20 protein-coding genes, 3 tRNA genes and 2 pseudogenes are annotated in these 21,639 nt (G+C 33.1%); 22 read left to right on the top strand and 3 right to left on the bottom strand.

Features of this window, described 5'->3' with window-relative positions; translation table 11 throughout:
• Positions 1 to 41: 41 nt before the first annotated feature.
• Together gyrA and AC3VI6_RS01765 are read left to right on the top strand one after the other, a co-directional pair.
• The gene (gene gyrA, locus AC3VI6_RS01770; RefSeq protein WP_497704949.1) at positions 42 to 2,543 is read left to right on the top strand and encodes a DNA gyrase subunit A; all 2,502 of its coding nucleotides are present in this window, start codon (positions 42 to 44) and stop codon (positions 2,541 to 2,543) included.
• Between the two features lie 18 nt (positions 2,544 to 2,561).
• Positions 2,562 to 3,800, top strand: a complete 1,239-nt coding sequence (locus tag AC3VI6_RS01765; protein WP_298997533.1) for a tetratricopeptide repeat protein — start codon at positions 2,562 to 2,564, stop codon at positions 3,798 to 3,800.
• Positions 3,801 to 3,878: 78 nt separating this feature from the next.
• Here the strand turns inward: AC3VI6_RS01765 and AC3VI6_RS01760 are convergent, their stop codons facing one another.
• From AC3VI6_RS01760 to AC3VI6_RS01750, 3 genes are read right to left on the bottom strand one after another with little or no spacing between them, the layout of a single operon-like run.
• Positions 3,879 to 4,652, bottom strand: coding sequence for a C40 family peptidase (locus AC3VI6_RS01760; RefSeq protein WP_497704948.1), 774 nt, complete (start codon positions 4,650 to 4,652; stop codon positions 3,879 to 3,881).
• A gap of 17 nt (positions 4,653 to 4,669) precedes the next feature.
• Positions 4,670 to 5,032, bottom strand: coding sequence for a four helix bundle protein (locus AC3VI6_RS01755; RefSeq protein WP_497704947.1), 363 nt, complete (start codon positions 5,030 to 5,032; stop codon positions 4,670 to 4,672).
• A gap of 27 nt (positions 5,033 to 5,059) precedes the next feature.
• Entirely contained in the window at positions 5,060 to 6,235 is a 1,176-nt protein-coding gene (locus AC3VI6_RS01750) for an acetyl-CoA C-acyltransferase (RefSeq protein ID WP_497704946.1), read from the bottom strand.
• A gap of 161 nt (positions 6,236 to 6,396) precedes the next feature.
• On the opposite strand from AC3VI6_RS01750, the gene AC3VI6_RS01745 reads away from it, so the two are divergent.
• From AC3VI6_RS01745 to AC3VI6_RS01650, 20 genes and pseudogenes are all read left to right on the top strand, one after another.
• A complete protein-coding gene (locus AC3VI6_RS01745; protein WP_497704945.1) occupies positions 6,397 to 8,439 on the top strand; it encodes an HD family phosphohydrolase in 2,043 nt (680 codons plus the stop codon).
• 96 nt (positions 8,440 to 8,535) lie between these two features.
• Positions 8,536 to 8,618, top strand: a tRNA-Ser gene (locus tag AC3VI6_RS01740).
• A gap of 23 nt (positions 8,619 to 8,641) precedes the next feature.
• Positions 8,642 to 8,716, top strand: a tRNA-Pro gene (locus tag AC3VI6_RS01735).
• A gap of 6 nt (positions 8,717 to 8,722) precedes the next feature.
• A tRNA-Arg gene (locus tag AC3VI6_RS01730) sits at positions 8,723 to 8,796 on the top strand.
• Positions 8,797 to 9,027: 231 nt separating this feature from the next.
• Complete coding sequence (locus AC3VI6_RS01725) at positions 9,028 to 10,248, top strand: site-specific integrase (RefSeq protein WP_497704944.1); 1,221 nt, start codon at positions 9,028 to 9,030, stop codon at positions 10,246 to 10,248.
• Positions 10,249 to 10,356: 108 nt separating this feature from the next.
• On the top strand, positions 10,357 to 11,202 hold the full coding sequence (locus AC3VI6_RS01720; protein WP_497704943.1) for an RteC domain-containing protein: 846 nt from the start codon (positions 10,357 to 10,359) through the stop codon (positions 11,200 to 11,202).
• 319 nt (positions 11,203 to 11,521) lie between these two features.
• Positions 11,522 to 11,800: a helix-turn-helix domain-containing protein gene (locus tag AC3VI6_RS01715; RefSeq protein WP_497704942.1), complete on the top strand. Its 279-nt coding sequence runs from the start codon at positions 11,522 to 11,524 to the stop codon at positions 11,798 to 11,800.
• Positions 11,801 to 12,180: 380 nt separating this feature from the next.
• Positions 12,181 to 12,753, top strand: coding sequence for a hypothetical protein (locus AC3VI6_RS01710; protein WP_497704941.1), 573 nt, complete (start codon positions 12,181 to 12,183; stop codon positions 12,751 to 12,753).
• A 436-nt stretch (positions 12,754 to 13,189) separates the two neighbouring features.
• Positions 13,190 to 13,864 (top strand): P-loop NTPase family protein, encoded by a 675-nt coding sequence (locus tag AC3VI6_RS01705; protein WP_497704940.1) that lies wholly within the window; start codon positions 13,190 to 13,192, stop codon positions 13,862 to 13,864.
• Between the two features lie 144 nt (positions 13,865 to 14,008).
• The gene (locus AC3VI6_RS01700) at positions 14,009 to 14,251 is read left to right on the top strand and encodes a helix-turn-helix domain-containing protein (protein ID WP_435255266.1); all 243 of its coding nucleotides are present in this window, start codon (positions 14,009 to 14,011) and stop codon (positions 14,249 to 14,251) included.
• Positions 14,252 to 15,503: 1,252 nt separating this feature from the next.
• Positions 15,504 to 16,754, top strand: coding sequence for a type II toxin-antitoxin system HipA family toxin (locus AC3VI6_RS01695; RefSeq protein WP_482271946.1), 1,251 nt, complete (start codon positions 15,504 to 15,506; stop codon positions 16,752 to 16,754).
• Positions 16,755 to 16,865, top strand: a pseudogene (locus tag AC3VI6_RS01690) (ATPase); the annotation flags it as partial.
• A 68-nt stretch (positions 16,866 to 16,933) separates the two neighbouring features.
• Positions 16,934 to 17,197 (top strand): type II toxin-antitoxin system RelB family anti-toxin, encoded by a 264-nt coding sequence (relB, locus tag AC3VI6_RS01685; RefSeq protein ID WP_435255264.1) that lies wholly within the window; start codon positions 16,934 to 16,936, stop codon positions 17,195 to 17,197.
• Position 17,198: 1 nt separating this feature from the next.
• A complete protein-coding gene (locus tag AC3VI6_RS01680; protein ID WP_497704939.1) occupies positions 17,199 to 18,464 on the top strand; it encodes a type II toxin-antitoxin system HipA family toxin in 1,266 nt (421 codons plus the stop codon).
• A 263-nt stretch (positions 18,465 to 18,727) separates the two neighbouring features.
• A pseudogene (locus AC3VI6_RS01675) lies at positions 18,728 to 18,916 on the top strand (ATPase); the annotation flags it as partial.
• A 515-nt stretch (positions 18,917 to 19,431) separates the two neighbouring features.
• Entirely contained in the window at positions 19,432 to 19,671 is a 240-nt protein-coding gene (locus AC3VI6_RS01670; protein WP_482271945.1) for a helix-turn-helix transcriptional regulator, read from the top strand.
• Positions 19,643 to 19,960: a HipA N-terminal domain-containing protein gene (locus AC3VI6_RS01665; RefSeq protein ID WP_497704938.1), complete on the top strand. Its 318-nt coding sequence runs from the start codon at positions 19,643 to 19,645 to the stop codon at positions 19,958 to 19,960. The genes AC3VI6_RS01670 and AC3VI6_RS01665 overlap by 29 nt, the downstream gene beginning before the upstream one ends.
• Positions 19,957 to 20,913, top strand: a complete 957-nt coding sequence (locus tag AC3VI6_RS01660; protein ID WP_497704937.1) for a HipA domain-containing protein — start codon at positions 19,957 to 19,959, stop codon at positions 20,911 to 20,913. Before AC3VI6_RS01665 ends, AC3VI6_RS01660 begins: the two co-directional genes overlap by 4 nt.
• Before the next feature lie 21 nt (positions 20,914 to 20,934).
• Positions 20,935 to 21,327 (top strand): hypothetical protein, encoded by a 393-nt coding sequence (locus AC3VI6_RS01655; RefSeq protein WP_497704936.1) that lies wholly within the window; start codon positions 20,935 to 20,937, stop codon positions 21,325 to 21,327.
• Between the two features lie 134 nt (positions 21,328 to 21,461).
• Complete coding sequence (locus AC3VI6_RS01650; protein WP_476236966.1) at positions 21,462 to 21,638, top strand: helix-turn-helix transcriptional regulator; 177 nt, start codon at positions 21,462 to 21,464, stop codon at positions 21,636 to 21,638.
• Position 21,639: the final 1 nt, after the last annotated feature.

Below are 21,639 nucleotides of genomic sequence, written 5' to 3'. Positions count from 1 at the left end.
TTTTTAACGAAAATAAATACTAATATTTTAAAAGAAAATATATGGCAGATGGCGAAAAGTTGATCCCTATCAACATTGAAGAGCAAATGAAGTCGGCATACATCGATTACTCAATGTCGGTGATAGTATCTAGGGCATTACCAGATGTAAGAGATGGTTTAAAACCAGTACACAGAAGAGTGTTGTTTGGAATGCATGAATTAGGAATAAAAGCTACAGGAGCATATAAGAAATCTGCAAGAGTTGTAGGAGAGGTGTTAGGTAAGTATCACCCACATGGAGATACTTCGGTGTACGACTCTATGGTGCGTATGGCACAAGACTGGAGTGTGCGTTACATGATGGTTGATGGACAAGGGAACTTTGGTTCGGTTGATGGTGATAGTCCAGCAGCAATGCGTTATACAGAGGTGCGTATGCAAAAAATATCAGAAGAAATGTTATCTGATATTGAAAAAGACACAGTAGATCACAAGTTAAACTTCGATGATACTTTACAAGAACCAACGGTTTTACCAACACGTATTCCTAATTTATTAGTGAACGGAGCTTCAGGTATTGCAGTAGGTATGGCAACCAATATGGCGCCACACAACTTAACAGAAGTTATTAACGGTACCGTTGCTTATATAGACAATCGTGATATCGAAATTGATGAGTTAATGCAACACATCAAAGCTCCAGATTTTCCTACAGGAGGAATTATCTACGGATATGACGGTGTAAGAGAAGCCTTCCATACAGGACGTGGTCGTATTGTAATGCGTGCAAAAGCTACGATTGAAGAGGTAAAAGGTCGTGAGTGTATCGTAGTAACAGAAATTCCTTACCAAGTAAATAAAGCAGAGATGATTAAGAAAACTGCTGACTTGGTAAACGAAAAGAAATTAGAAGGAATTGCGAGTATTCGTGATGAATCTGACCGTAAAGGTATGCGTGTAGTGTACGTGTTAAAGCGTGATGCAATTCCTAACATTGTTTTAAATAAGTTATTTAAATATACACAGTTACAAACTTCGTTTAGTGTAAACAATATTGCCCTAGTAAAAGGTCGTCCTGAGCAGTTAAATTTAAAGCAGTTAATTCATTACTTTGTAGAACACAGACACGAAGTAATTGTTCGTAGAACAGAGTTTGAATTAAAGAAAGCGGAGGCTCGTGCGCATATTTTAGAAGGGTTGATTATTGCTTCGGATAATATTGACGAAGTTATTGCAATTATCCGTGGTTCGTCAAATGCAGATGAAGCACGTGAAAAGTTAATGGAGCGTTTTGAGTTGACAGAAATTCAAGCCCGTGCCATTGTTGAAATGCGTTTACGTCAGTTAACAGGACTAGAGCAAGATAAATTACGTTCTGAGTATGATGAGATCATTAAGACTATTGCAGATTTAAAAGATATTCTTGATAATGAACCGAGACGTTACCAAATTATTAAAGATGAATTACTTCATATTAAAGAAAAATATGGTGATGATCGTCGTTCAGTAATTGAATACGCTGGAGGTGATATGCGTATCGAAGATATGATTCCTAACTCTAAGGTAGTGGTTACTATTTCACATGCAGGTTATGTGAAACGTACAAACTTAGATGAGTATAAAGTTCAAAATAGAGGTGGACGTGGGCAAAAAGGTGCAACTACTCGTAACGAAGATTTCTTAGAGCACTTATTTGTGGGTACAAATCACCAGTATATGTTGTTCTTCACTCAAAAAGGAAAAGTATTCTGGATGCGTGTGTACGAAGTGCCAGAAGGAGGTAAGAGTACCAAAGGTAGAGCAATTCAGAATTTAATCAACATTGAGCAAGACGATAAAGTAAAAGCATACTTAGTAACAGGTGATTTAAAAGATGAAGACTACATCAACAGTCACTACGTAATCATGGCTACAAAACAAGGTCAGGTTAAGAAAACTCCTTTAGAGCAATATTCTCGTCCAAGAGCTAATGGTATCAACGCTATTACTATTAAGGAAGGAGATGAGTTATTAGAAGCGAAGTTAACTACCGGAGATAGCCAAGTAATGTTAGCGTTACAATCAGGAAAAGCGATTCGTTTTGAAGAAGAGAAAACGCGTCCGATGGGTAGAACAGCATCTGGAGTTCGTGGTATTACCTTAGCGCATGAAAAAGATGAGGTAATCGGTATGGTTGCTGTAGATGATGCTGAAAGTGATATCTTAGTAGTTTCTGAAAAAGGATATGGAAAACGTTCTAAATTAGAAGATTATCGTATTACCAACCGTGGAGGTAAAGGTGTAAAAACATTGAATATCTCAGATAAAACTGGTAATTTAGTAGCAATCAAGAATGTAGATGATTCTAACGATTTAATGATTATTAACAAATCTGGGTTAACCATCCGTATGGCAGTAGAAGATTTACGTGTTATGGGACGTGCAACTCAAGGGGTTAAGTTGATTAACATTAAAGATAATGACGATATTGCTGCAGTTGCAAAAGTAATGCATGAAAAAGACGAAGAAGAAAATGGCATAGAAATTGAAAATGAATCAAACGAAAGTCAAGAACAACAATAAATAAATCATAACAAAAAAATGAAAAATCAATTTATAGCCCTTTCTTTAGGATTGATGTCGTTAGGGGCAGTGGCTCAAAAATCAGAATTAAAAGAAGCTGAAAAAGCAATTAAAAAACAAGATTTTACTACGGCATTAAGCACTCTTAAAACTATTGAAGGGTCTTTAATGATGAATGGTGAAGACAAGTACAAGTCTAAGTTTTACTTTTTAAAAGGTAAAGCATTAGCAGCACAAAAAGATTACAAAGGAGCAGCAGAGTCTTTAAACGCTTTATTTGCAATGAATGAAAGCAAGTACGGAGATGAAGCTCGTCCTATCTTAAATCAAATGATTCAAGAAGTATCAAATAAAGCTGTTGATTTCTATAACAATAAGAAAGATTACAAAAATGCAGCTGAGAACTTTTACTTAACCTATCTTTTAAGTCCTGCAGATACTTCTTTTGCTTACAATGCAGCAGTTTCAGCTACACAAGCTAAAGATTATGATAAAGCTATTGAGTACTACAGAGAGTTACAAAAAATAGGGTACACAGGAATTGAAAAAGAATTCGTTGCTACAGATAAAGCTTCAGGAAAAGTAGAAAGCTTTGGTAATGACAAGGCAAGAAGAGATTTAATGGTAAAATCAGGTGGTTACCTTAAGCCAGATGTAAGATCTTCAGAGTCAAAAACAGCAACCATAGTTAAAAACGTAGCTTTAATTTTAAAAGAGCAAGGAAAAACAGAAGAGGCAATTGCAGCTTTTAAAGATGCTCGTACATCTAACCCTAAAGATCTTAACTTAATTTTAAACGAAGCTCAATTATATGTTGAGATGGGTAAAATGGATAAGTTTGGTGAATTGATGAGCGAAGCAGTAGCTTTAGATCCTGAAAATCCAACTTTATACTATAACTTAGGAGTAGTAAACTTCAATCAGGGTAGAATGGAAGATGCTAAGAAGTACTACGAAAAAACAATTGAGTTAAAGCCAGATCATGCAGATGCTTATATGAACTTAGCTGTAGTAATTTTAGACCAAGAGAAAGCGATTGTTGAGGAAATGAACAAGAACTTATCTAACTTTAAAAAGTATGACGAGTTAGCAGCTAAACAAAAAGAAGTTTACAAAGAAGCAATTCCGTTTTTAGAAAAGGCAGATAGCTTAAACAGAAGTATTGATACAGTTAAAACTTTAATGAATTTATATGAAGTTTTAGAAATGAGTGATAAAGCTTCTGAATACAGAGAGTTATACAAATCTATGCAATAAATAATTGTTGTAAGACATAAAAAAAGCGGAACTAAATTTAGTTCCGCTTTTTTATTATGATAAAAAGTTGAAAAATGTTTAGTCAACTAAACGTTTAATAACTCTTAGTTTATGCGTGTGTTGATGGGTGTCAACATTGTAAATACCACTATGATCTAATTTATCAATACGAACTTTTCCGTGGGCGTGAATAATGTTATAATCGTTCATGATAATTCCAACGTGAGTAATAATCCCTTCTTCGTTATCAAAAAACGCTAAATCCCCTGGTTCACTCTCTTCTATAAAGCTTAATACTTCACCTTGAGTGGCTTGTTGTTTAGCGTCTCTAAGAAGGTTATATCCACATAATTTATATACGGTTTGTGTAAACCCAGAACAATCGATTCCAAAAGGGGATTTTCCTCCCCATAAATAAGGAACATTTAAAAATAAAAAAGCGGTTTCTACAATAGTAGGTTTTTCTAATTTATTACCACAAACTTTACCATCGTAAAAAAACGAAATGTTGTTAATGTTAATTTTATTTTCCTTGAATAATGGAAGACGAGCTCCCATAGGAATTGTTGTTAGATTACTATTGTTATCCGTAATAAAATCAATTAACTCACCAGCATACTGCTTTTTTTCTTTTGATAGAAGTGTATGTGTTTCTTCTGAAATTTCTTCGTATTGTTTGTTGTCGATATATCCTTCGTAGCTATCAAAATCTAAACGAATTTTACTCCATTTTTTTGACTTTTCTATAACTTCAAAGTGTTCACCAAAAAGAACCTGACTAACCATTTCCGAAGCATCAGAAGGTTCTAATCGAAGAGGAACAATACTTAAATTACAAATTCCGTAAGACATTGATGGGTTTCTATTGATTATTTATTATTGTTTATTTGAGTGGAAATTGTTTTTCTTGAAGCGACAAAAATAGAAGTCAATTCTTTAGCTTCTTTTAATGCTTTTTTTGAATCTATATCAGTAAGTAGATTTCTATCAATTGCATACTGAATCCAAAAAATACATTCGTCAGCTTCTTCAATAACAATACTTAATTTAGCTACAAAAGAACGTTTAGATTGTCCTAAACAAGCAGCTCGGTAATTACTACCAACAGATGTTGAAGCTCTAACTAATTGTCCTTTTATGTGATTTCCAAGGTAAGTATTCGGTAATGAAAGAGCAACGTCTACAGCTGTGTGTGCGAATAATCTTGTTCGTTCTAAAAGTTGCTCTTTCATTAATAATTAGTAAATAATAATTAAAAACTATACTCTTTCAATTACCATTGCGCTAGCACCACCACCACCGTTACAAATACCAGCAGCACCAATTTTAGCGTTGTTTTGTTTTAAAATTGAAGTTAAAGCAATGATAATTCTAGCTCCAGAAACTCCTAATGGATGTCCTAACGAAACAGCTCCACCATTTACATTTACTTGATCAGCTGATAGTCCTAAGATTTTCATATTTGCTAAACCAACTACAGAGAATGCTTCATTTAATTCGAAATAATCAACATCTTCAATAGCAACTCCAGCTTTAGCTAAAGCTTTTGGTAGTGCTTTTGCAGGAGCGGTAGTAAACCATTTTGGTTCGTGAGCAGCATCTGCATATCCTCTAATTTTAGCTAATGGAGTTAATCCTAACTCAGTAGCTTTATCAGCAGACATTAATACTAAGGCAGCTCCACCATCATTAATAGTTGATGCGTTTGCAGCAGTTACGGTTCCTTCTTTAGTAAAGGCAGGACGTAAAGCTGGGATTTTATCCATTTTTACGTTTTTGTATTCTTCATCTTCAGAAAAAATGATTGGCTCACCACGACGTTGAGGTATTTCTACAGGAACGATTTCATCTGCAAATTTCCCTTCGCTCCAAGCTTTAGCAGAACGGTTGTATGATTCAACAGCAAAAGCATCTTGGTCTTCTCTAGAAAATTCATATTCAACAGCACATTCATCAGCACAAACTCCCATAGCTACTTGCTCGTAAGCATCAACTAATCCATCTTTTTGCATTCCATCTTCCATCTTAATAGGTCCGAATTTAGAACCTGTTCTTGCGTGTTGGTAATGAGGAATCATACTCATGTTTTCCATACCACCAGCTACAACGATTTCAGCATCACCTAAAGCGATGGTTTGCGCAGCTAACATGATAGATTTCATTCCTGAAGAACAAACTTTGTTTACAGTAGTACAAGGCACAGTGTCAGGAATTCCAGCAAAAATAGCAGCTTGACGCGCTGGTGCTTGACCTAAACCTGCCGAAACTACGTTTCCCATAAAAACTTCTTCAACCATTTCTGGTTTTAAGTTAATTTTATCTAGAGCTCCTTTAATAGCTACCGCACCTAATTTCGGTGCTGGTATAGTTGATAAGGATCCTAAAAAACTACCAATTGGAGTTCTAGCTACTGATACTATTACTACTTCTTTCATTTGTTATATTGTTAATTGTATTCTTTTTGATAAACCTTTTAAAGGGTAGGTTTATTGTATTGAATATGTTGTATTAAGATTTGCTTTGCGAAAATAACCATTTTATAGTAAGTACTCAAATAATAGAGAAAGGTTATATTTACATTTTATAAATATCTAAAATGAACGATTTAATCAATAGGTTATATAAAAACAATACGATAATTTACAAAGTGCTATTATTTTTAATAACAGTAATAGCTATTGTGTATTTATTTCCGAAAGGAGGACAGTTTAAGTACGATTTTCCACAAGGTAAACCTTGGCAGTATGATAATTTATATGCACCTTTTGATTTTGCTATTCAAAAAACTCCTGAAGAGATTGCAACAGAGAAAAAGGAAATTGAATCAAATTCAAAAAAATATTTCGAAGTTGATACTTCTGTAAAAAATGACGTGCTAAATTCTTTTTCAAAAGATATAAACTCATTAGATTCATTGTCAACTTCCGCTATACGCGATATAGTTAATGAAGGAGAAAAGATTATTAATAAAATTTACACCTATGGTTTTTTAGATGATGCAAGTAATGATAAAGCTCGTATAAATGATATCGTAGTTTTAAGAAAAGGAAATTCGATAGATGATGTTCCATTCTCAAAATTGATACAATCTAAGGAAATATTAAAGTTTTTACGGGTAAATACAGAAGCGTTTCCGTATTACAAACAAAGAATACTTATAAACTATTTGTCAAGTAATTTAAAACCGAACGTAACGTATGATTATAAGTTTAGCGAGAAAGAATTAAACGAGCTTTTGAAAAGTGTATCTTATGCAAAAGGAAAAGTATCAAAAGGAGAATTAATTATTTTAAAAGGAGATATTGTTGAAGGAAGAAAATTCAATGTTTTAAAATCGTACGAAGTAGCTTCTAGTTCTCTCATTTGGACAAAATCTAATTACAACTGGATTGTTTTCGGTTATACCATTTTGGTGGCGTTTGCGCTTTTGATGTTATTGCTTTTTTTAGAAAAATACAGACTTGAAATTTTTAATGATAACAACAAAGTAACGTTTATCTTCTTCAATGTCTTTTTGATGATTTTGGTGCAAACCATGGTGGTAAAGTACAATTCAGATTATTTGTATGTTGTTCCGCTAAGTATTTTGCCAATTGTTTTAAAAGCTTTTTTTGATGCACGTTTAGGGTTGTTTACACACGTGCTTACTGTGTTGTTACTTGGGTTCATAGTGCCTAACAGTTTTGAGTTTATTTACTTACACATTATTGCGGGAATTGTAACTATTTTAACGGTTTCAGAACTGTATAAACGTGCAAGCTTGTTTATGTCAATAGGACAAATTACGTTGATTTATATGCTAACTTATTTTGCGTTTTCTATTCTGAAAGAAGGAAATGCAGATAAAATAAATTGGGAGTATTTCGGATTATTTGCTGCTAATGGATTGTTGTCGTTTTTAGCGGTATTCTTCATTTATTTTTATGAAAAACTCTTCGGATTGGTTTCTGATGTCACATTACTAGAGTTATCGAACACAAACTCTAAGCTATTGAGAGATTTAAATGAAAAAGCTCCAGGAACCTTTCAGCATTCTATGCAAGTAGCAAACTTAGCTGAGGCTGCAGCGAATGAAATAGGAGCAAACTCTATGTTAGTACGTACAGGAGCTTTATATCACGATATAGGAAAGATGGTGAATCCGATGTACTTTACCGAAAACCAATCAACAGGGGTGAATCCGCATAACGATTTGTTACCAGTAGATAGCGCTCGTATTATTTTAGATCATGTAATTAACGGAATAGAAATAGCTAAAAAGAACAAGTTACCAGATAGAATCATTGATTTTATTCGAACACACCATGGAACAAGCGTTACGTATTACTTCTATAAAATGGAGTTAGAAAACAACCCTGAAGTTGATATTAAGAAGTTTCAATACCAAGGACCTATTCCTTTTTCTAAAGAAACGGCTATTTTAATGATGTGTGATGCTGCTGAGGCGGCTTCTAAGAGCTTAAAAAACCCAACCGCACAATCTATAGATCAGTTAATAGATAGGATAGTTGATAAGCAAAAAAACGATAATCAGTTCATAAATTCGGATATTACGTTTAGAGAAATAGAAAAAATAAAAAAAATTATAAAGAATAAGTTGATGAATATCTATCACTTACGTGTAGAGTATCCAGAATAGCGAATTTTTTTCGAGAAAAAGTTTGTAGAAACGTATTTATAGTTATACATTTGCACTCGCAATTTTTAATTCACGCTTCGGCACAGAATTAAGGAAGGAGAGGTGGCAGAGTGGTAATGCAGCAGCCTGCTAAGCTGTCATCGTTTTTCGATGCCCGGGTTCGAATCCCGGTCTCTCCGCAAAAAATTGTAGATGACCCTATCGGGGTGTAGCGTAGCCCGGTCATCGCGCCTGCTTTGGGAGCAGGAGGTCGCAGGTTCGAATCCTGCCACCCCGACATACTGGTCGCGTAGCTCAGTTGGATAGAGCATCTGCCTTCTAAGCAGACGGTCACAGGTTCGAATCCTGTCGCGATCACTGGAAGCACAATTAAAATGTGTCAAAACCTTGCAAACTATATGATTTGCAAGGTTTTCTAGTTTTTAGGCCATCATATTAAATGGTATAATTTGATACAATTCGGTGACACTTTCGGTGACACCTAATTAAATTTAATTGAGTGTCACCGAATTGGATGTAAGAATCTTGTTTTTAAATAGTTGATTTGATTTTTGTCTTAGGTAATTATTAATTTTTAAGACAGTAACTATGAAAACAAACCAATCATTTAGCCTGCTATTTTGGGCTAGAACTTCAAAAGATAGTGCTTTAAATGCTTCAATTTATGCGAGAATAACCGTAAACGGTAAAAGGATAGAATTTAGTTTGTCTAAGAATATTCTTAAATCAGAGTGGGATTCAAAAAAGGGGAGAATAAAAGGAAGCAAAGAAAATTCCAGAGTCATTAACAACTACTTAGAGCACGTAAAAGGCCAAATAAATATGGCTTATAACGAGTTGCTACAAGAAGGTAAGCTAATTACTTCAGCATCCATTAAAGCTAGGTACTTTGGCGAAGACACAAAACATTACACAATTAAAGAGTTGTTTGAGTATCACAATACTGTTTCAGAGCATAAACTTAACAAGTATACAATGAAACATTACAAAACAACTCAAAAGTATATCAAGCTTTTTCTAGCAAAAAAATATAAAAAAAATGATGACTACCTAAGAAACCTTAACTATGCTTTTATCGTAGATTTTGAACACTTTTTAAAAGCACATACACCAAACGATCATCAACGAAAGATAAGTAATAATACGGCTATGAAACACCTTCAAAGACTTCGTAAAATGGTGACGATGGCTTTTCACAATGAATGGATTGATAGAGATCCATTTGTAAAATTCAAATCATCGTTTGAAAAAAGAGAACGAGAGTATTTAACAGAAGAAGAATTAAAAAGATTGGTGGAATTTAATAGTTCAATTAATCGATTGAATATTGTTAAAGATTTGTTTGTTTTTAGTTGTTATACAGGAGTATCGTATATTGATATTATGCAGCTGACTAGTGATAATATAATGAAAGGTATTGATGGAGAAGATTGGATAGTTACAAAAAGACAAAAAACAAATACTTCTATCAAGGTTCCATTGTTTGATATTCCCAAATATTTAATAGAGAAATATCGTGATCATCAAAGAACAGCTTTTTCCAATACATTATTTCCGGTAGTCTCAAACCAAAAAGTAAATAGCTATTTGAAAGAGATAGCAGATATATGTTCTATAAAGAAGAACTTAACATTTCATATGGCTCGTCATACGTTTGCAACGACAATAACACTAAGTAATGGAGTGCCAATTGAAACTGTTTCAAAGCTGTTAGGGCATACGAAGATTGCTACGACACAGATTTACGCTAGAATCTTAGATAAGAAGGTAAGTGAAGATATGAGAGAGTTAAAAACACGGATTTCATAAAAAACAGGTAGTAATTTTATGGTTTTTTTTAATAATGTGTTTGTTTTTAGTGTGTTATGTTTGGTGTCTCATTTTTTTTTACAAAATTGAGGTGCTAAAAACTATGAAATGATCTCCCCTTCAATTGAGAACTATGAGTCTCAACAAAAGAGAACTGCCCAAGAGGTAGGTTCTAAAGTAGAAATACTTAAAAAGCACATACATAAAGCAAAGGTTTTTCTGTATGAACTTAGGCTTTTTATACGTGAAAATCATTTTGAATCTGATAAAGATGAAATTCATTTTTTCAAAAATGTAAAACCAAAGATTAGTGCAGATTTAACTTTTTATTCAGAGCAACTAGAGTATGAGGTTTTAAAACCGAATTCATCAATAAGTGTTCAAAAGCAATATGTAAAGTCTGTATTGAAAAAGCTGGAATCCCATAAAAGGAAAAATATAGCCTTCTATAAATACTACAAGCAAAAAGGGACGGTGTTAGATCATATTTATTTTCTAAGAGGAAACGAGCAGCTAGAATTATTCAATGTGAGTCTAATCCCATCCTTAGATCCTGAGTTTTTTACGAGTCATTGTCTTTTAGCATCTCAGGTGTTGAGTTATGATTTATTGACAGAATTTTACAAAAAAGAGCTTTTAAACTTTAAGAAAATTGAAAGCGGTCATTTCAATACCTCAGTAGAATCATCTATAGATTGGAATATCAATTGGACAGCATCTAAAACCGATTTAATAGAATTAATTTATGCGTTAAAAGTTTCTGGAGCTATAGATGGCGGAGTAGGAAATATCAATCAAATCTCTAAAGTACTTTCAGAATTATTTAATGTAGAATTGGGTAATTTTTATAAAACCTATTCAGAAATCAAGAATCGAAGTAAAGACAGAACTAAATTTCTCAACAAATTAGTCCAGAGTTTACAAGCAAAACTCGATTATGATGATAGTTTATAACTATTCGTAATACATACGTAACTACGATAGTAGTTTTTAGATGAAATTATAGTGCTAGAGTTGGCTTTATAATGCTTGTTTTATTCTAAAAACTACATTAATACTCTTGAAGTATGGAAAAATTATTTTTCGTTACTACCTAGTACATATCGAAATAGTTCAAAAAAACACACTCACATTTGCAATACAAAAATCAAATCAACGATTCACGAGCACTTGTTTATCAAAATAGTAAAGTTCGTGAGTTAAATCAACAAGAAGAGGCTGTATGAATTGTGGGGGCATTCTGCAGCTTCTTTAATTAAAATGAATTTTACAAATGCCAACATCAATCATTACAACAGACGATTTAAGAGAGTTTAAACTTGAGTTATTAGGAGATATCAAAGAACTATTGAATTCACGATCTGCTTCAAAACCTAAAAAGTGGTTAAAATCACAGGAAGTAAGGGAGTTATTAAGCATCTCACCAGGAACATTACAAAACCTCAGGATAAATGGAACTTTACCATATTCTAAAGTAGGTGGAGTAATTTATTACGATTACGAAGAAATCCTAAAAGTAATCGAAGAAAACAAAATCCATAACAAATTCTAGAGGTGTCATTGCGTAGGGCAACAGTGACATGGTAATCTTATGAATAGAATTTGTTTGGTATTCCAAGGTATAGGCGAAAAAGCTCATTAATAAAAAACATAACCGACCTATTTTCATTTTAGTAGAATTCAAGGTTATTGAGTATAAGAGAATCCAAAGAGTTTACGGTCTGGATTCGAATACGAAATACAACGTAGAATTCAAAAAAAAGGAAAATACGTCTAGATTTTTTTGGTTCGTTTTTTCATCAATGGAAAAAATGAACAACATAAATAAAACACGATGTGTAATTTGTTTATTGGATAAGTAAAAAATGAAAATGGAAACATGGATACAGACCTAATACACCAAGGCAAGAAAAAGAACATATAAAAACACATATGTCAGAAGTCAATTACATAAAACACTTAAATACTGTTTTCTTTCAATTCTCAAAAGACAAGCGATTAAATCCAACTCATATCAGTTTGTATATGGCCTTGTTTCAATTATGGAATATAAACCGATTCCCAGAAGATTTTTTTATCAATAGGGAAGAAGTAATGCAACTGTCAAAAATAGGTTCAAAATCAACGTATCATAGATGTTTGAAGGAGTTGAATCATTGGAGTTACGTTGTCTATTTCCCTTCACATAATCCATATCGAGGTAGTAAAATAAAGATGCTCAAATTCAGTACAACCTCTAAACAAGTAGAAGGACACAATAGTACCAAAAATGGTATAAGTACTAAACAAGCATTGGTACCTATATATAAACATATACAAACTATAGAAAACAATATAAACGGTGAAAATGAAAAAAATCGAGAAAAAGGTTTTCAATCAGATAATGAAGCACATACAGGTTACGACAAACAAAACAGAAACGCTTGTACTGAGCGAAGTCGAAGTATCCCAAATAAGGACAACCTAAAAATAAGTAACGATAAGAATTACAATGAACCACTTTAATCTCATTACGAGAATTAAGCAATTAAAAGTAAACCGTCATTGCGAGGAACTTAGTGATGTTGCAATCTTATTAATCGGAGCGCAGGATTCATAACCCTGAGGTTAAAGTTAGAATAGCGACCTAAGATTTGCAGGCGAGTGTCAAACATTTGAAAATAGCGCAAAAAAGAAAAGCTGTTTGAGTGAAGCGAGTTCTTTTCTTTTTAGCTATTAAAAATCAGATTGACCGCTGAAAATCCAAGTCTTGATTTTTTGTTTCGTTTTGCATCAAGGCAAAATGAAAATAATTAAAAAAGGATGATTACACCACTAGTAAAAGAAGAAAAGAGATCTAAAAATAAAATCCGTCATTACGATGAATGTCATTTACGTGTTAATCTTATGAGTAAAATCTACTAGAAATTTTAAGTATAGACGAAAACCTCTTTTAAAAAAAATGAAAACCAAAACGCCACATATCATTTACGAAAACGGAGTAGAGTACCAATTAGGAAGTTTAAGTAACAATCACATACACTACGACTTTACTAAAATACTTGTCTATCTCAATGTAAAAGGAAAATTATTATTTGGCGAATCATTTAAAATCTATGAAGAAGACATGCAGATTATTTACAAGCTATGCTGTTACTTTATTCAGGATGAGGAAGCGTGTAAAAAAATGAACATAGATATTCATAAAGGATTATTGTTAACGGGTCCTGTAGGATGCGGAAAAACTTCGTTGATGAAACTATTACGTTATATGATACCACATCAAAAGAAATACAAAATCATTCCATGTCGTAACACAGTATTTAGTTTTAACCATTTAGGATTTAAAACAATAGACGATTACGGTAATGATGGGTTTTATTGCTTTGACGATTTAGGAATAGAACCATCTGGCAGACATTACGGAAAAGATTGTAATGTAATGGGAGAAATCCTCTTATCTCGTTACGACCTCTTTTGTCACCCTGAACTTAGTCGAAGGGTCAAAACACATTGTACCACCAACCTCAACGCACAAGAACTTGAAGAACGATACGGAAACCGTGTTCGATCAAGAATGCGACAACTCTTTAATTTAATAGCTTTTGATAAGGAAAGTATAGATAAGAGAATATAAAATAAGACCTATTAATTTTGGTTTTAAAAACCAACACAACACTACGTTGTTGCGTATTATCAACATAATGTGTATTTTTGTTGAAAATAAGCAACAATAATGAGTTCGAAGAGAAATATACTCTTTCCCAAGCATCAGGAAATTATGGAGCGTTTGGGTGAAAATATCAAACTGGCACGCAAAAGAAGAAAACTAACAACTGTTCAGGTTTCAGAAAGAGCAGGTATAGATAGAACGACCCTGTATAAAATCGAAAAAGGAAACTCAAGTGTAACCATAGGGGCTTATTTCAATGTACTTCGGGTACTTGGATTACAAGACGATTTCCTTAAGCTTGCAGCCGATGATGAATTTGGAAGAAAGTTGCAAGACCTTGATTTAATATAAACCAAAGAGCAAGAGTAACAACGCATAAAAAATAAAATTATTAAAACCGACCTATTTTCATTTTAGTAGAATTCAAGGTTATTGAGTATAAGAGAATCCAAAGAGTTTACGGTCTGGATTCGAATACGAAATACAACGTAGAATTCAAAAAAAGGAAAAGTTTGTCTTGATTTTTTGTTTCGTTTTGCATCAAGGCAAAATGAAAAGAATTAAAAAGGATGATTACACCGCTAGAAAAAAATGAAAAGAGATCTAAAAATAAAATCCGTCATTGCGAGGAATATAGTGATGTGGCAATTTTATGAATCAGAGCTCAGGATTCATAACCCTGAGTTTTAAAGACAGTAAAATAAAATTTTAGTAGCCGACCTATTTTCATTTTAGTAGAATTCAAGGTTATTGAGTATAAGAGAATCCAAAGAGTTTACGGTCTGGATTCGAATACGAAATACAACGTAGAATTCAAAAAAAGGAAAAGTTTATCTTGATTTTTTGTTTCGTTTTGCATCAAGGCAAAATGAAAAGAATTAAAAAGGATGATTACACCGCTAGAAAAAAAATGAAAAGAGATCTAAAAATAAAACTCGTCATTGCGAAGAACTTAGTGACGTGGCAATTTTATAAATCAGAGCTCAGGATTCATAACCCTGAGTTTTAAAGACAGTAAAATAAAATTTTAGTAGCCGACCTATTTTTGTTTTAGTAGAATTCAAGGTTATTGAGTATAAGAGAATCCAAAGAGTTTACGGTCTGGATTCGAATACGAAATACAACGTAGAATTCAAAAAAAGGAAAAGTTTGTCTTGATTTTTTGTTTCGTTTTGCATCAAGGCAAAATGAAAAGAATTAAAAAGGATGATTACACCGCTAGAAAAAAATGAAAAGAGAACTAAAAATAAAATCCGTCATTGCGAAGAACTTAGTGACGTGGCAATTTTATAAATCAGAGCTCAGGATTCATAACTCTGAGGTTAAAGTTAAACCAGTGACCTAAGAGTTGCAAGCGAGTGTCAAACATTTGAAAATAGCGCAAAAAAGAAAAGCTGTTTGAGTGAAGCGAGTTCTTTTCTTTTAGCTATTAAAAATCAGATTGACCGCTGAAAATCCAAGTCTAGATTTTTTTGGTTCGTTTTTTTTATCAATGAAATCAACTTTGTTGATTCATGAACACCATGAACAGATAAAAGATTTGTGAACTAAAAAAATGAACAACATAAAATAAAAACAGTAGTATACTTTAAGTACAAAAAAAATGGCAAAAGGTAAACAAGATATATTCATCTACGCACATTGGAAAGGATTGGAAGAACCTCAATTAATGGGAATACTTTCTGCATTGTACGCTAAAGGAAAAAAAGCATTCAGTTTCGAGTATGATAAAGATTGGTTAAAATCTAAAGAACAGATGCTGTTAGATCCAGATATACAGTTCTATAGCGGACCACAATATCCCAATAAAAAAGAAAATTTCGGAGTGTTTTTAGACAGTATGCCAGATACTTGGGGACGAACCTTAATGAAACGAAGAGCAGCGCAGCAAGCAATTGAAAAAGGAGAGAAGGCAAAGACATTATACGAAATTGATTACTTGTTAGGGGTTTATGATGAAAGCAGAATGGGAGCTTTACGTTTTAAACTAGACCCTGAAGGACAGTTTTTAGACGACAACGAACTAAACCCAACACCGCCGTGGTCATCTATTCGAGAACTACAAGAAGCAGCAAAGAATTTTGAAAACGACGATGATAATGATGAGGTAAGAAAATGGCTAGCGGTATTAATGGCACCAGGATCTTCTTTAGGAGGTGCAAGACCAAAGGCTAACATATTAGATGAAAATAAGGAGTTATTAATTGCAAAATTTCCCTCAAAAAACGATACGATAGACAAAGCTGCTTGGGAATACTTAGCGTATCAGTTAGCGACCAAGGCAGGAATTCCTATGGCGCCATCAAAAATTGAAAAGATTAGTGGTAAGTTCAATACATTTTTTACCAAAAGATTTGATCGTGAAGATGGGGCTAGACTTCATTTCGCTTCGGCTATGACCATGACAGGTAATAACGAAGATACCATAAGAGATAACCCCGCAAGTTATTTGGATTTGGCAGAATTTATCCAAAACTACGGAGCAATGGTTAACGATAATTTAGAACAGTTATGGCGTAGAGTAGTATTTAATATTGCTATTTCAAATACCGATGACCATTTACGCAACCATGGCTTTATATTAACCAATCAAGGTTGGGTATTGTCACCAGCCTATGATTTGAATCCCTCTATAGATAAAGATGGATTGGCACTTAATATCGATATGGATAATAATGCGCTTGACTATGATTTAGTAAAAAGTGTAGGAGAGTTTTTCCGTTTAGATAACAAACAAATGGATAAAATCATTCAAGAAGTAGTAGAAGTAGTAGGAACTTGGAAAGAAGTGGCGGACAAGATTGGAATTTCAAAAAGAGAACAACAAATAATGAGCAAGGCTTTTAATGTTTAAATAAATCGCCAAGAACTAGAAGAACGATACGGAAACCGTGTCCGATCAAGAATGCGGCAACTCTTCAATTTAATAGCTTTTAACCAAAGCTCATCGGATAAAAGAATATAATAAATGTGTATTATAATAAACAATTATGTTGTTTTTTGCTATATTTGTGTATTATAATAAACTATATAATGATTGATGCTGTTACAATTAAAGACGTTAAGTTACAATTAGGAGAACTTTGTAAGCAGAAGAGACAAAATTACGAGATGTCTCAACAAGACCTAGCAGAAGCATTAGGAATCTCTAGATATACCATTCAAAAATTTGAAAATGGTAAAAATGCGACATTAGATACCGTCTTAAAAATAGCAAATCATTTTGATTTATTAAATAGTCTATATCAAGCTTTAAAAGATATTGAAAAGTCAAACGATATAAATTCAATGTACTAAGATGGCTAAAAATAAGATTATAGAAGTTATGTTATTTGGTCAAGAGATAGGAAAACTAGGCTATGATGTAGATAAAAGGAATTCTTATTTTCAATACAATCCCGATTTTTTAGAATCCAACCAATACACCAATATTTTTCCCTACGTATTTAAAAGAATAAAACCAGTACAGGTATTTAATAAATTTGAAGGAGAAACATTTAGGGGACTACCGCCAATGATTGCCGATTCTTTACCAGATATGTTCGGAAATATTATTTTTAAAGAGTGGTTTGAGGCTAAAAATAAAGAGTTTAAAAAAATTACACCATTAGAACAGTTAACCTATGTTTCAAATAGAGGTATGGGAGCCTTAGAATATAAACCTACTGCTAAAATACCGAAGTCATCAACAATTAATATTGACGAAATTGTTGAAGTTTTAAATAAAGTGTTAGATTTAAAAAATGAAACAACAGCAGAGACATTAAATGATGCAGCGCTGTTAAACGTTTTTAAAATAGGAACTTCAGCTGGAGGAGCTAGACCCAAAATTTTAATTTCAGAACATAAAGAAACAGGTAAAATAATTCCTGGAGATATTGAGTATGGAGATGATTATAACCACTATTTAGTAAAGTTATGTATGAATGAAGAATGGGGGTATAACAGAGAAAAAGTTGAATATGCGTATTACCTAATGGCAGAAGAAACAGGTATTCAAATGATGCCTTCAAAACTAATAGAAAATAAACATTTTGCTACGCTGCGTTACGACAGACAAAAGGGAGAAAAACAACATGTGCTTACAGCAACAGGTTTAACGGGATGGGATTTTAAAAAACCAGAGGATGGAAGTTATGAAAATGTATTCAAATTAGCGTTAGACCTTAAAGTGCCTTATAAAGACATACAAGAATTGTTCAGGCGTATGGTGTTTAATTTGGTTTTTGCTAATATTGATGACCACTTAAAGAATCACAGTTTTATATATAACAAAGAAACAAATTCATGGAGTTTAGCCCCTGCGTACGATTTAACATACCCATTGAATATCAATTTCAATTATAATAATATAGCTAGAGCATTATCTATCAATAATAAAAGAGCAGAGATCACTTTAGAAGATATCATGACGATTGCCGAAACCTATGCAATAAAAAATCCTAAAGGAATTATAAAGGAAGTTCAAAATGTAAAGGAAAGTTGGGAAAGCATTACCAAAGAATTAGAAATACCGGAAAAAGTGAGAAATAGTATTAAAAAGGAGTTTCTAACTTTTTTATAAAAAATATTACGAAAAATACATCAAATGGGTCTATTACCAAGCAAATGAATTAGACCCCCTAAAATAATTTAACACACCTCATAACTTCTCGAATACGTCATGCTGTTCCGAAATTTCGGAAGACTTCAGTATCTCATCATGTAAAATCACAAACCTGTCATTTCGATCCCGACACTTCAGGGTGAGAAATCGCAAGGTTCAGCGAAGCTAAATCTTACCAATGTAACCAATACGTCATTTCGAATCCCGACACTTCGGGATGAGAAATCCTTTTATCTTGTTACGACCTCTTTTATCATCCTGAGTTTAGTCGAAGGGTTAAAACACATTGCACTACCAAACTCAACGTACAAAAACTAGAAGAACGATACGGAAACCGTGTTCGATCAAGAATGCGACAGCTATTTAATCTTATTGCTTTTGATATAGAAAATGTAGATAAACGAAGGTAAATTTTACCCATGTTTATTAAACGAGTGTAAAATAACCAATAATTCACTCTCATTTACCGTCTTTGCGAGAAGGCACACCGAAGCAATCTCATAAAATAAGTCAGAATCTAAAACCGACATAGAATCTGGCAGGCGAGTGTCAATAGTTTGAAGTGGTCGTTAAAAAAAATGCTGTTTGAGCTTTTGCGAAATCGAAGATTCGTGAGTCCCTTAAAAAACAAGAATTACACGAACAGTTCATTTCTATTAGACAACAAAAACGTAATTGACCGCCGAAGATTCAAGACTAGCGTTTTTTGTTTCTTTTTTGGGCAATGCAAAAAAGAATAAAACATAAAGTATATTAACTCTCTCTAAACCTTTATTAAATTTATTTTCAGACACTAACCAACACCTACCAAAAATTATAGCTACACCCGATAAGGTACAAAAAAACATCTAAATACAAATTTTACACCCTTTAAGGTATAGTTATAAAATAATTCCCTATATTGTACCCATAAAGGTATAATATAATGGAATGGGATAGAGAAAACACCATAGCCCAATTTGTAAGGGATAGACGCAAAAAAGCAAATCTAACACAAGTAGAGTTATCAGACTTCACTGGTGTAGGCTTGCGTTTTGTACGCGAACTCGAACAGGGAAAACCAAATGTAATGACCGATAAAGTAAATCAGGTTCTGTTATTTTTTGGACACACACTAACACCAACACCTATAAGCAATGAGACAAGGAGAAATATGGGTAAATAAAACGTTAGCTGGTATATTAACCGAGGACGATAATGGTTATCATTTCAAGTATGACAAAGCATACCTAGAAAAAGAAAGCACATTAGCAGTCAGTTTAACCTTACCATTACAGGAAGAACCGTTTAGTGCCGAATACCTATTCCCCTTCTTCGATGGTTTAATTCCGGAAGGTTGGTTATTGGACATTGCACATAAAAATTGGAAAATAAATCCACGAGATCGCATGGGGCTATTATTAACCACCTGTAGAGATTGTATTGGCAATATTAGCATTATAGAGAAAGTATGAACTATTGTTTAGCATGTCATAAAAAATTAGAAGATAGCGATATAAACTACCATCAAAACTGCCTAATAGCATTTTGGCAAGAAGACACACCTGTGCTAAAATTAGACTATGAGCTATCTCAAATAGAAGCACTCGCAAAAGAAAACGTAGCACAACGTATTATTGTTACAGGCGTACAACCAAAATTATCATTAGGTTTCACGCAAGAAAATGCTCAAAATAGGCTAACCATTGTAGGCGCATTAAATGGCAGGTATATTTTAAAACCACCATTTCAAATGTATCCACAAATGCCGGAAATTGAAGCACTATCTATGTTATTAACACAAGCTTGTGGAATAGCAACAGTACCCTTTTTATTAATACCTCTTAAGGATGGTGCTTTAGCCTATTTAACCAAACGTATAGATCGAACTGCCAATAACAAAAAATACCCAATGGAAGATGCTTGTCAATTCACAGAGCGACTCACAGAGCATAAATACCGTGGTTCTTACGAGCAAATTGCAAAAGGCATTATAAACTATGCCCAAAACCCATTACTGGATGCCGTAAAATTTTATGAGCAAGTTATTGTTTCTTTCCTCATTGGAAATAACGATATGCATTTAAAAAACTTTTCACTCATAGCAAAAGACAGTAAACACTATGCATTGGCTCCAGCCTATGATATGGTAGCAGTTAAATTATTAATTCCTGAAGATCAAGAAGAATTAGCGCTAAACCTCAACGGAAAAAAGCGAAAAATTAAACGTTTAGATTTTAACGAAGCTATGGCAAAAGCACAAATTCCTGCAAAAGCGATTGAAAACCTATGGAATCGTATAGAAAAAGGGATGCTGCAATGGCAAGAATTAATTGCCTGTAGCTTGTTAAGTGATGAAAACAAAAGCACTTTAATAGCACTAATAGAAAACAGAGCGAAACAATTAGAATTAAACACTAAATTTTAAAGCTAATAAATTACAAACACCATGCAAGTACAAGGACTAGTTCAAAATATCGAAACTTCAGAAAAAGTCAAATCACACCTTATACAAGTGCTCGAAGCCTTTCAGAATTTGGACTACCATAAGCTAAATGAGTTGTTAGATGACGATTCCTATTACGAAGACATTAAAAAAACAGCGTTCATCTATAAGCAAATGCAAATCTTTAAAGAGCTTCGAAAAAAAGGAGATACACATCTAAATCTTTCTACAAATATATGTACTGGTTGTTTATGTAGCGAACCCGTTTTTGTGCTCACTGGTAATAAGTCTGGTCATAAATATGCCATTTATATCCAATTCACTCAAGGTGAAATAACAGATATATTCAGATGTTCAGAACAATCAGACTGGTTAAACGGCATGTTACCTTTTTAAACTTCAAAGTACTTATTTCATACAATCCTTAAAATCACTGTTTTTTTTAAATAAGTGAGATAAATACTCTTTTATATAAACCCAATTCCATAAATTTGATGTGAAGGCAAACTTTAATTTTTATTAAACTTAATATGCTAAAAGAACTTTTAAAATTAAAAGGGGTAAAACAAAAATGGCTCGCTAACAAAATTGGTGTTAGTGAAGTAACCGTAAGCAATTGGGTAAAAGAGAAGTCAATTCCAAGTGATAAAAATTATCAAAAAATTAGTGAAGCTTTAAATATTCCTCTAAAAGATTTAATGAATTAAT

The organism is Tenacibaculum sp. TB-56, from assembly GCF_059716275.2.
The sequence above is the reverse complement of the archived record's forward strand: the minus strand, read 5'-3'. Positions and strand labels throughout refer to the sequence as shown.

What these genes read in the sequence shown, in the direction of transcription:
- AC3VI6_RS01745 (WP_497704945.1), top strand. Translation starts at nt 6,397, where the DNA reads ATGAACGATTTAATCAATAGGTTATATAAAAACAATACGATAATTTAC.
- AC3VI6_RS01695 (WP_482271946.1), top strand. Translation starts at nt 15,504, where the DNA reads ATGGCAAAAGGTAAACAAGATATATTCATCTACGCACATTGGAAAGGA.
- AC3VI6_RS01660 (WP_497704937.1), top strand. Translation starts at nt 19,957, where the DNA reads ATGAACTATTGTTTAGCATGTCATAAAAAATTAGAAGATAGCGATATA.
- AC3VI6_RS01765 (WP_298997533.1), top strand. Translation starts at nt 2,562, where the DNA reads ATGAAAAATCAATTTATAGCCCTTTCTTTAGGATTGATGTCGTTAGGG.
- AC3VI6_RS01755 (WP_497704947.1), bottom strand. Translation starts at nt 5,032, where the DNA reads ATGAAAGAGCAACTTTTAGAACGAACAAGATTATTCGCACACACAGCT.
- AC3VI6_RS01665 (WP_497704938.1), top strand. Translation starts at nt 19,643, where the DNA reads ATGAGACAAGGAGAAATATGGGTAAATAAAACGTTAGCTGGTATATTA.
- AC3VI6_RS01720 (WP_497704943.1), top strand. Translation starts at nt 10,357, where the DNA reads ATGATCTCCCCTTCAATTGAGAACTATGAGTCTCAACAAAAGAGAACT.
- AC3VI6_RS01715 (WP_497704942.1), top strand. Translation starts at nt 11,522, where the DNA reads ATGCCAACATCAATCATTACAACAGACGATTTAAGAGAGTTTAAACTT.
- AC3VI6_RS01760 (WP_497704948.1), bottom strand. Translation starts at nt 4,652, where the DNA reads ATGTCTTACGGAATTTGTAATTTAAGTATTGTTCCTCTTCGATTAGAA.
- gyrA (WP_497704949.1), top strand. Translation starts at nt 42, where the DNA reads ATGGCAGATGGCGAAAAGTTGATCCCTATCAACATTGAAGAGCAAATG.
- AC3VI6_RS01710 (WP_497704941.1), top strand. Translation starts at nt 12,181, where the DNA reads ATGTCAGAAGTCAATTACATAAAACACTTAAATACTGTTTTCTTTCAA.
- AC3VI6_RS01680 (WP_497704939.1), top strand. Translation starts at nt 17,199, where the DNA reads ATGGCTAAAAATAAGATTATAGAAGTTATGTTATTTGGTCAAGAGATA.
- AC3VI6_RS01700 (WP_435255266.1), top strand. Translation starts at nt 14,009, where the DNA reads ATGGAGCGTTTGGGTGAAAATATCAAACTGGCACGCAAAAGAAGAAAA.
- AC3VI6_RS01750 (WP_497704946.1), bottom strand. Translation starts at nt 6,235, where the DNA reads ATGAAAGAAGTAGTAATAGTATCAGTAGCTAGAACTCCAATTGGTAGT.
- AC3VI6_RS01705 (WP_497704940.1), top strand. Translation starts at nt 13,190, where the DNA reads ATGAAAACCAAAACGCCACATATCATTTACGAAAACGGAGTAGAGTAC.
- relB (WP_435255264.1), top strand. Translation starts at nt 16,934, where the DNA reads ATGATTGATGCTGTTACAATTAAAGACGTTAAGTTACAATTAGGAGAA.
- AC3VI6_RS01650 (WP_476236966.1), top strand. Translation starts at nt 21,462, where the DNA reads ATGCTAAAAGAACTTTTAAAATTAAAAGGGGTAAAACAAAAATGGCTC.
- AC3VI6_RS01725 (WP_497704944.1), top strand. Translation starts at nt 9,028, where the DNA reads ATGAAAACAAACCAATCATTTAGCCTGCTATTTTGGGCTAGAACTTCA.
- AC3VI6_RS01670 (WP_482271945.1), top strand. Translation starts at nt 19,432, where the DNA reads ATGGAATGGGATAGAGAAAACACCATAGCCCAATTTGTAAGGGATAGA.
- AC3VI6_RS01655 (WP_497704936.1), top strand. Translation starts at nt 20,935, where the DNA reads ATGCAAGTACAAGGACTAGTTCAAAATATCGAAACTTCAGAAAAAGTC.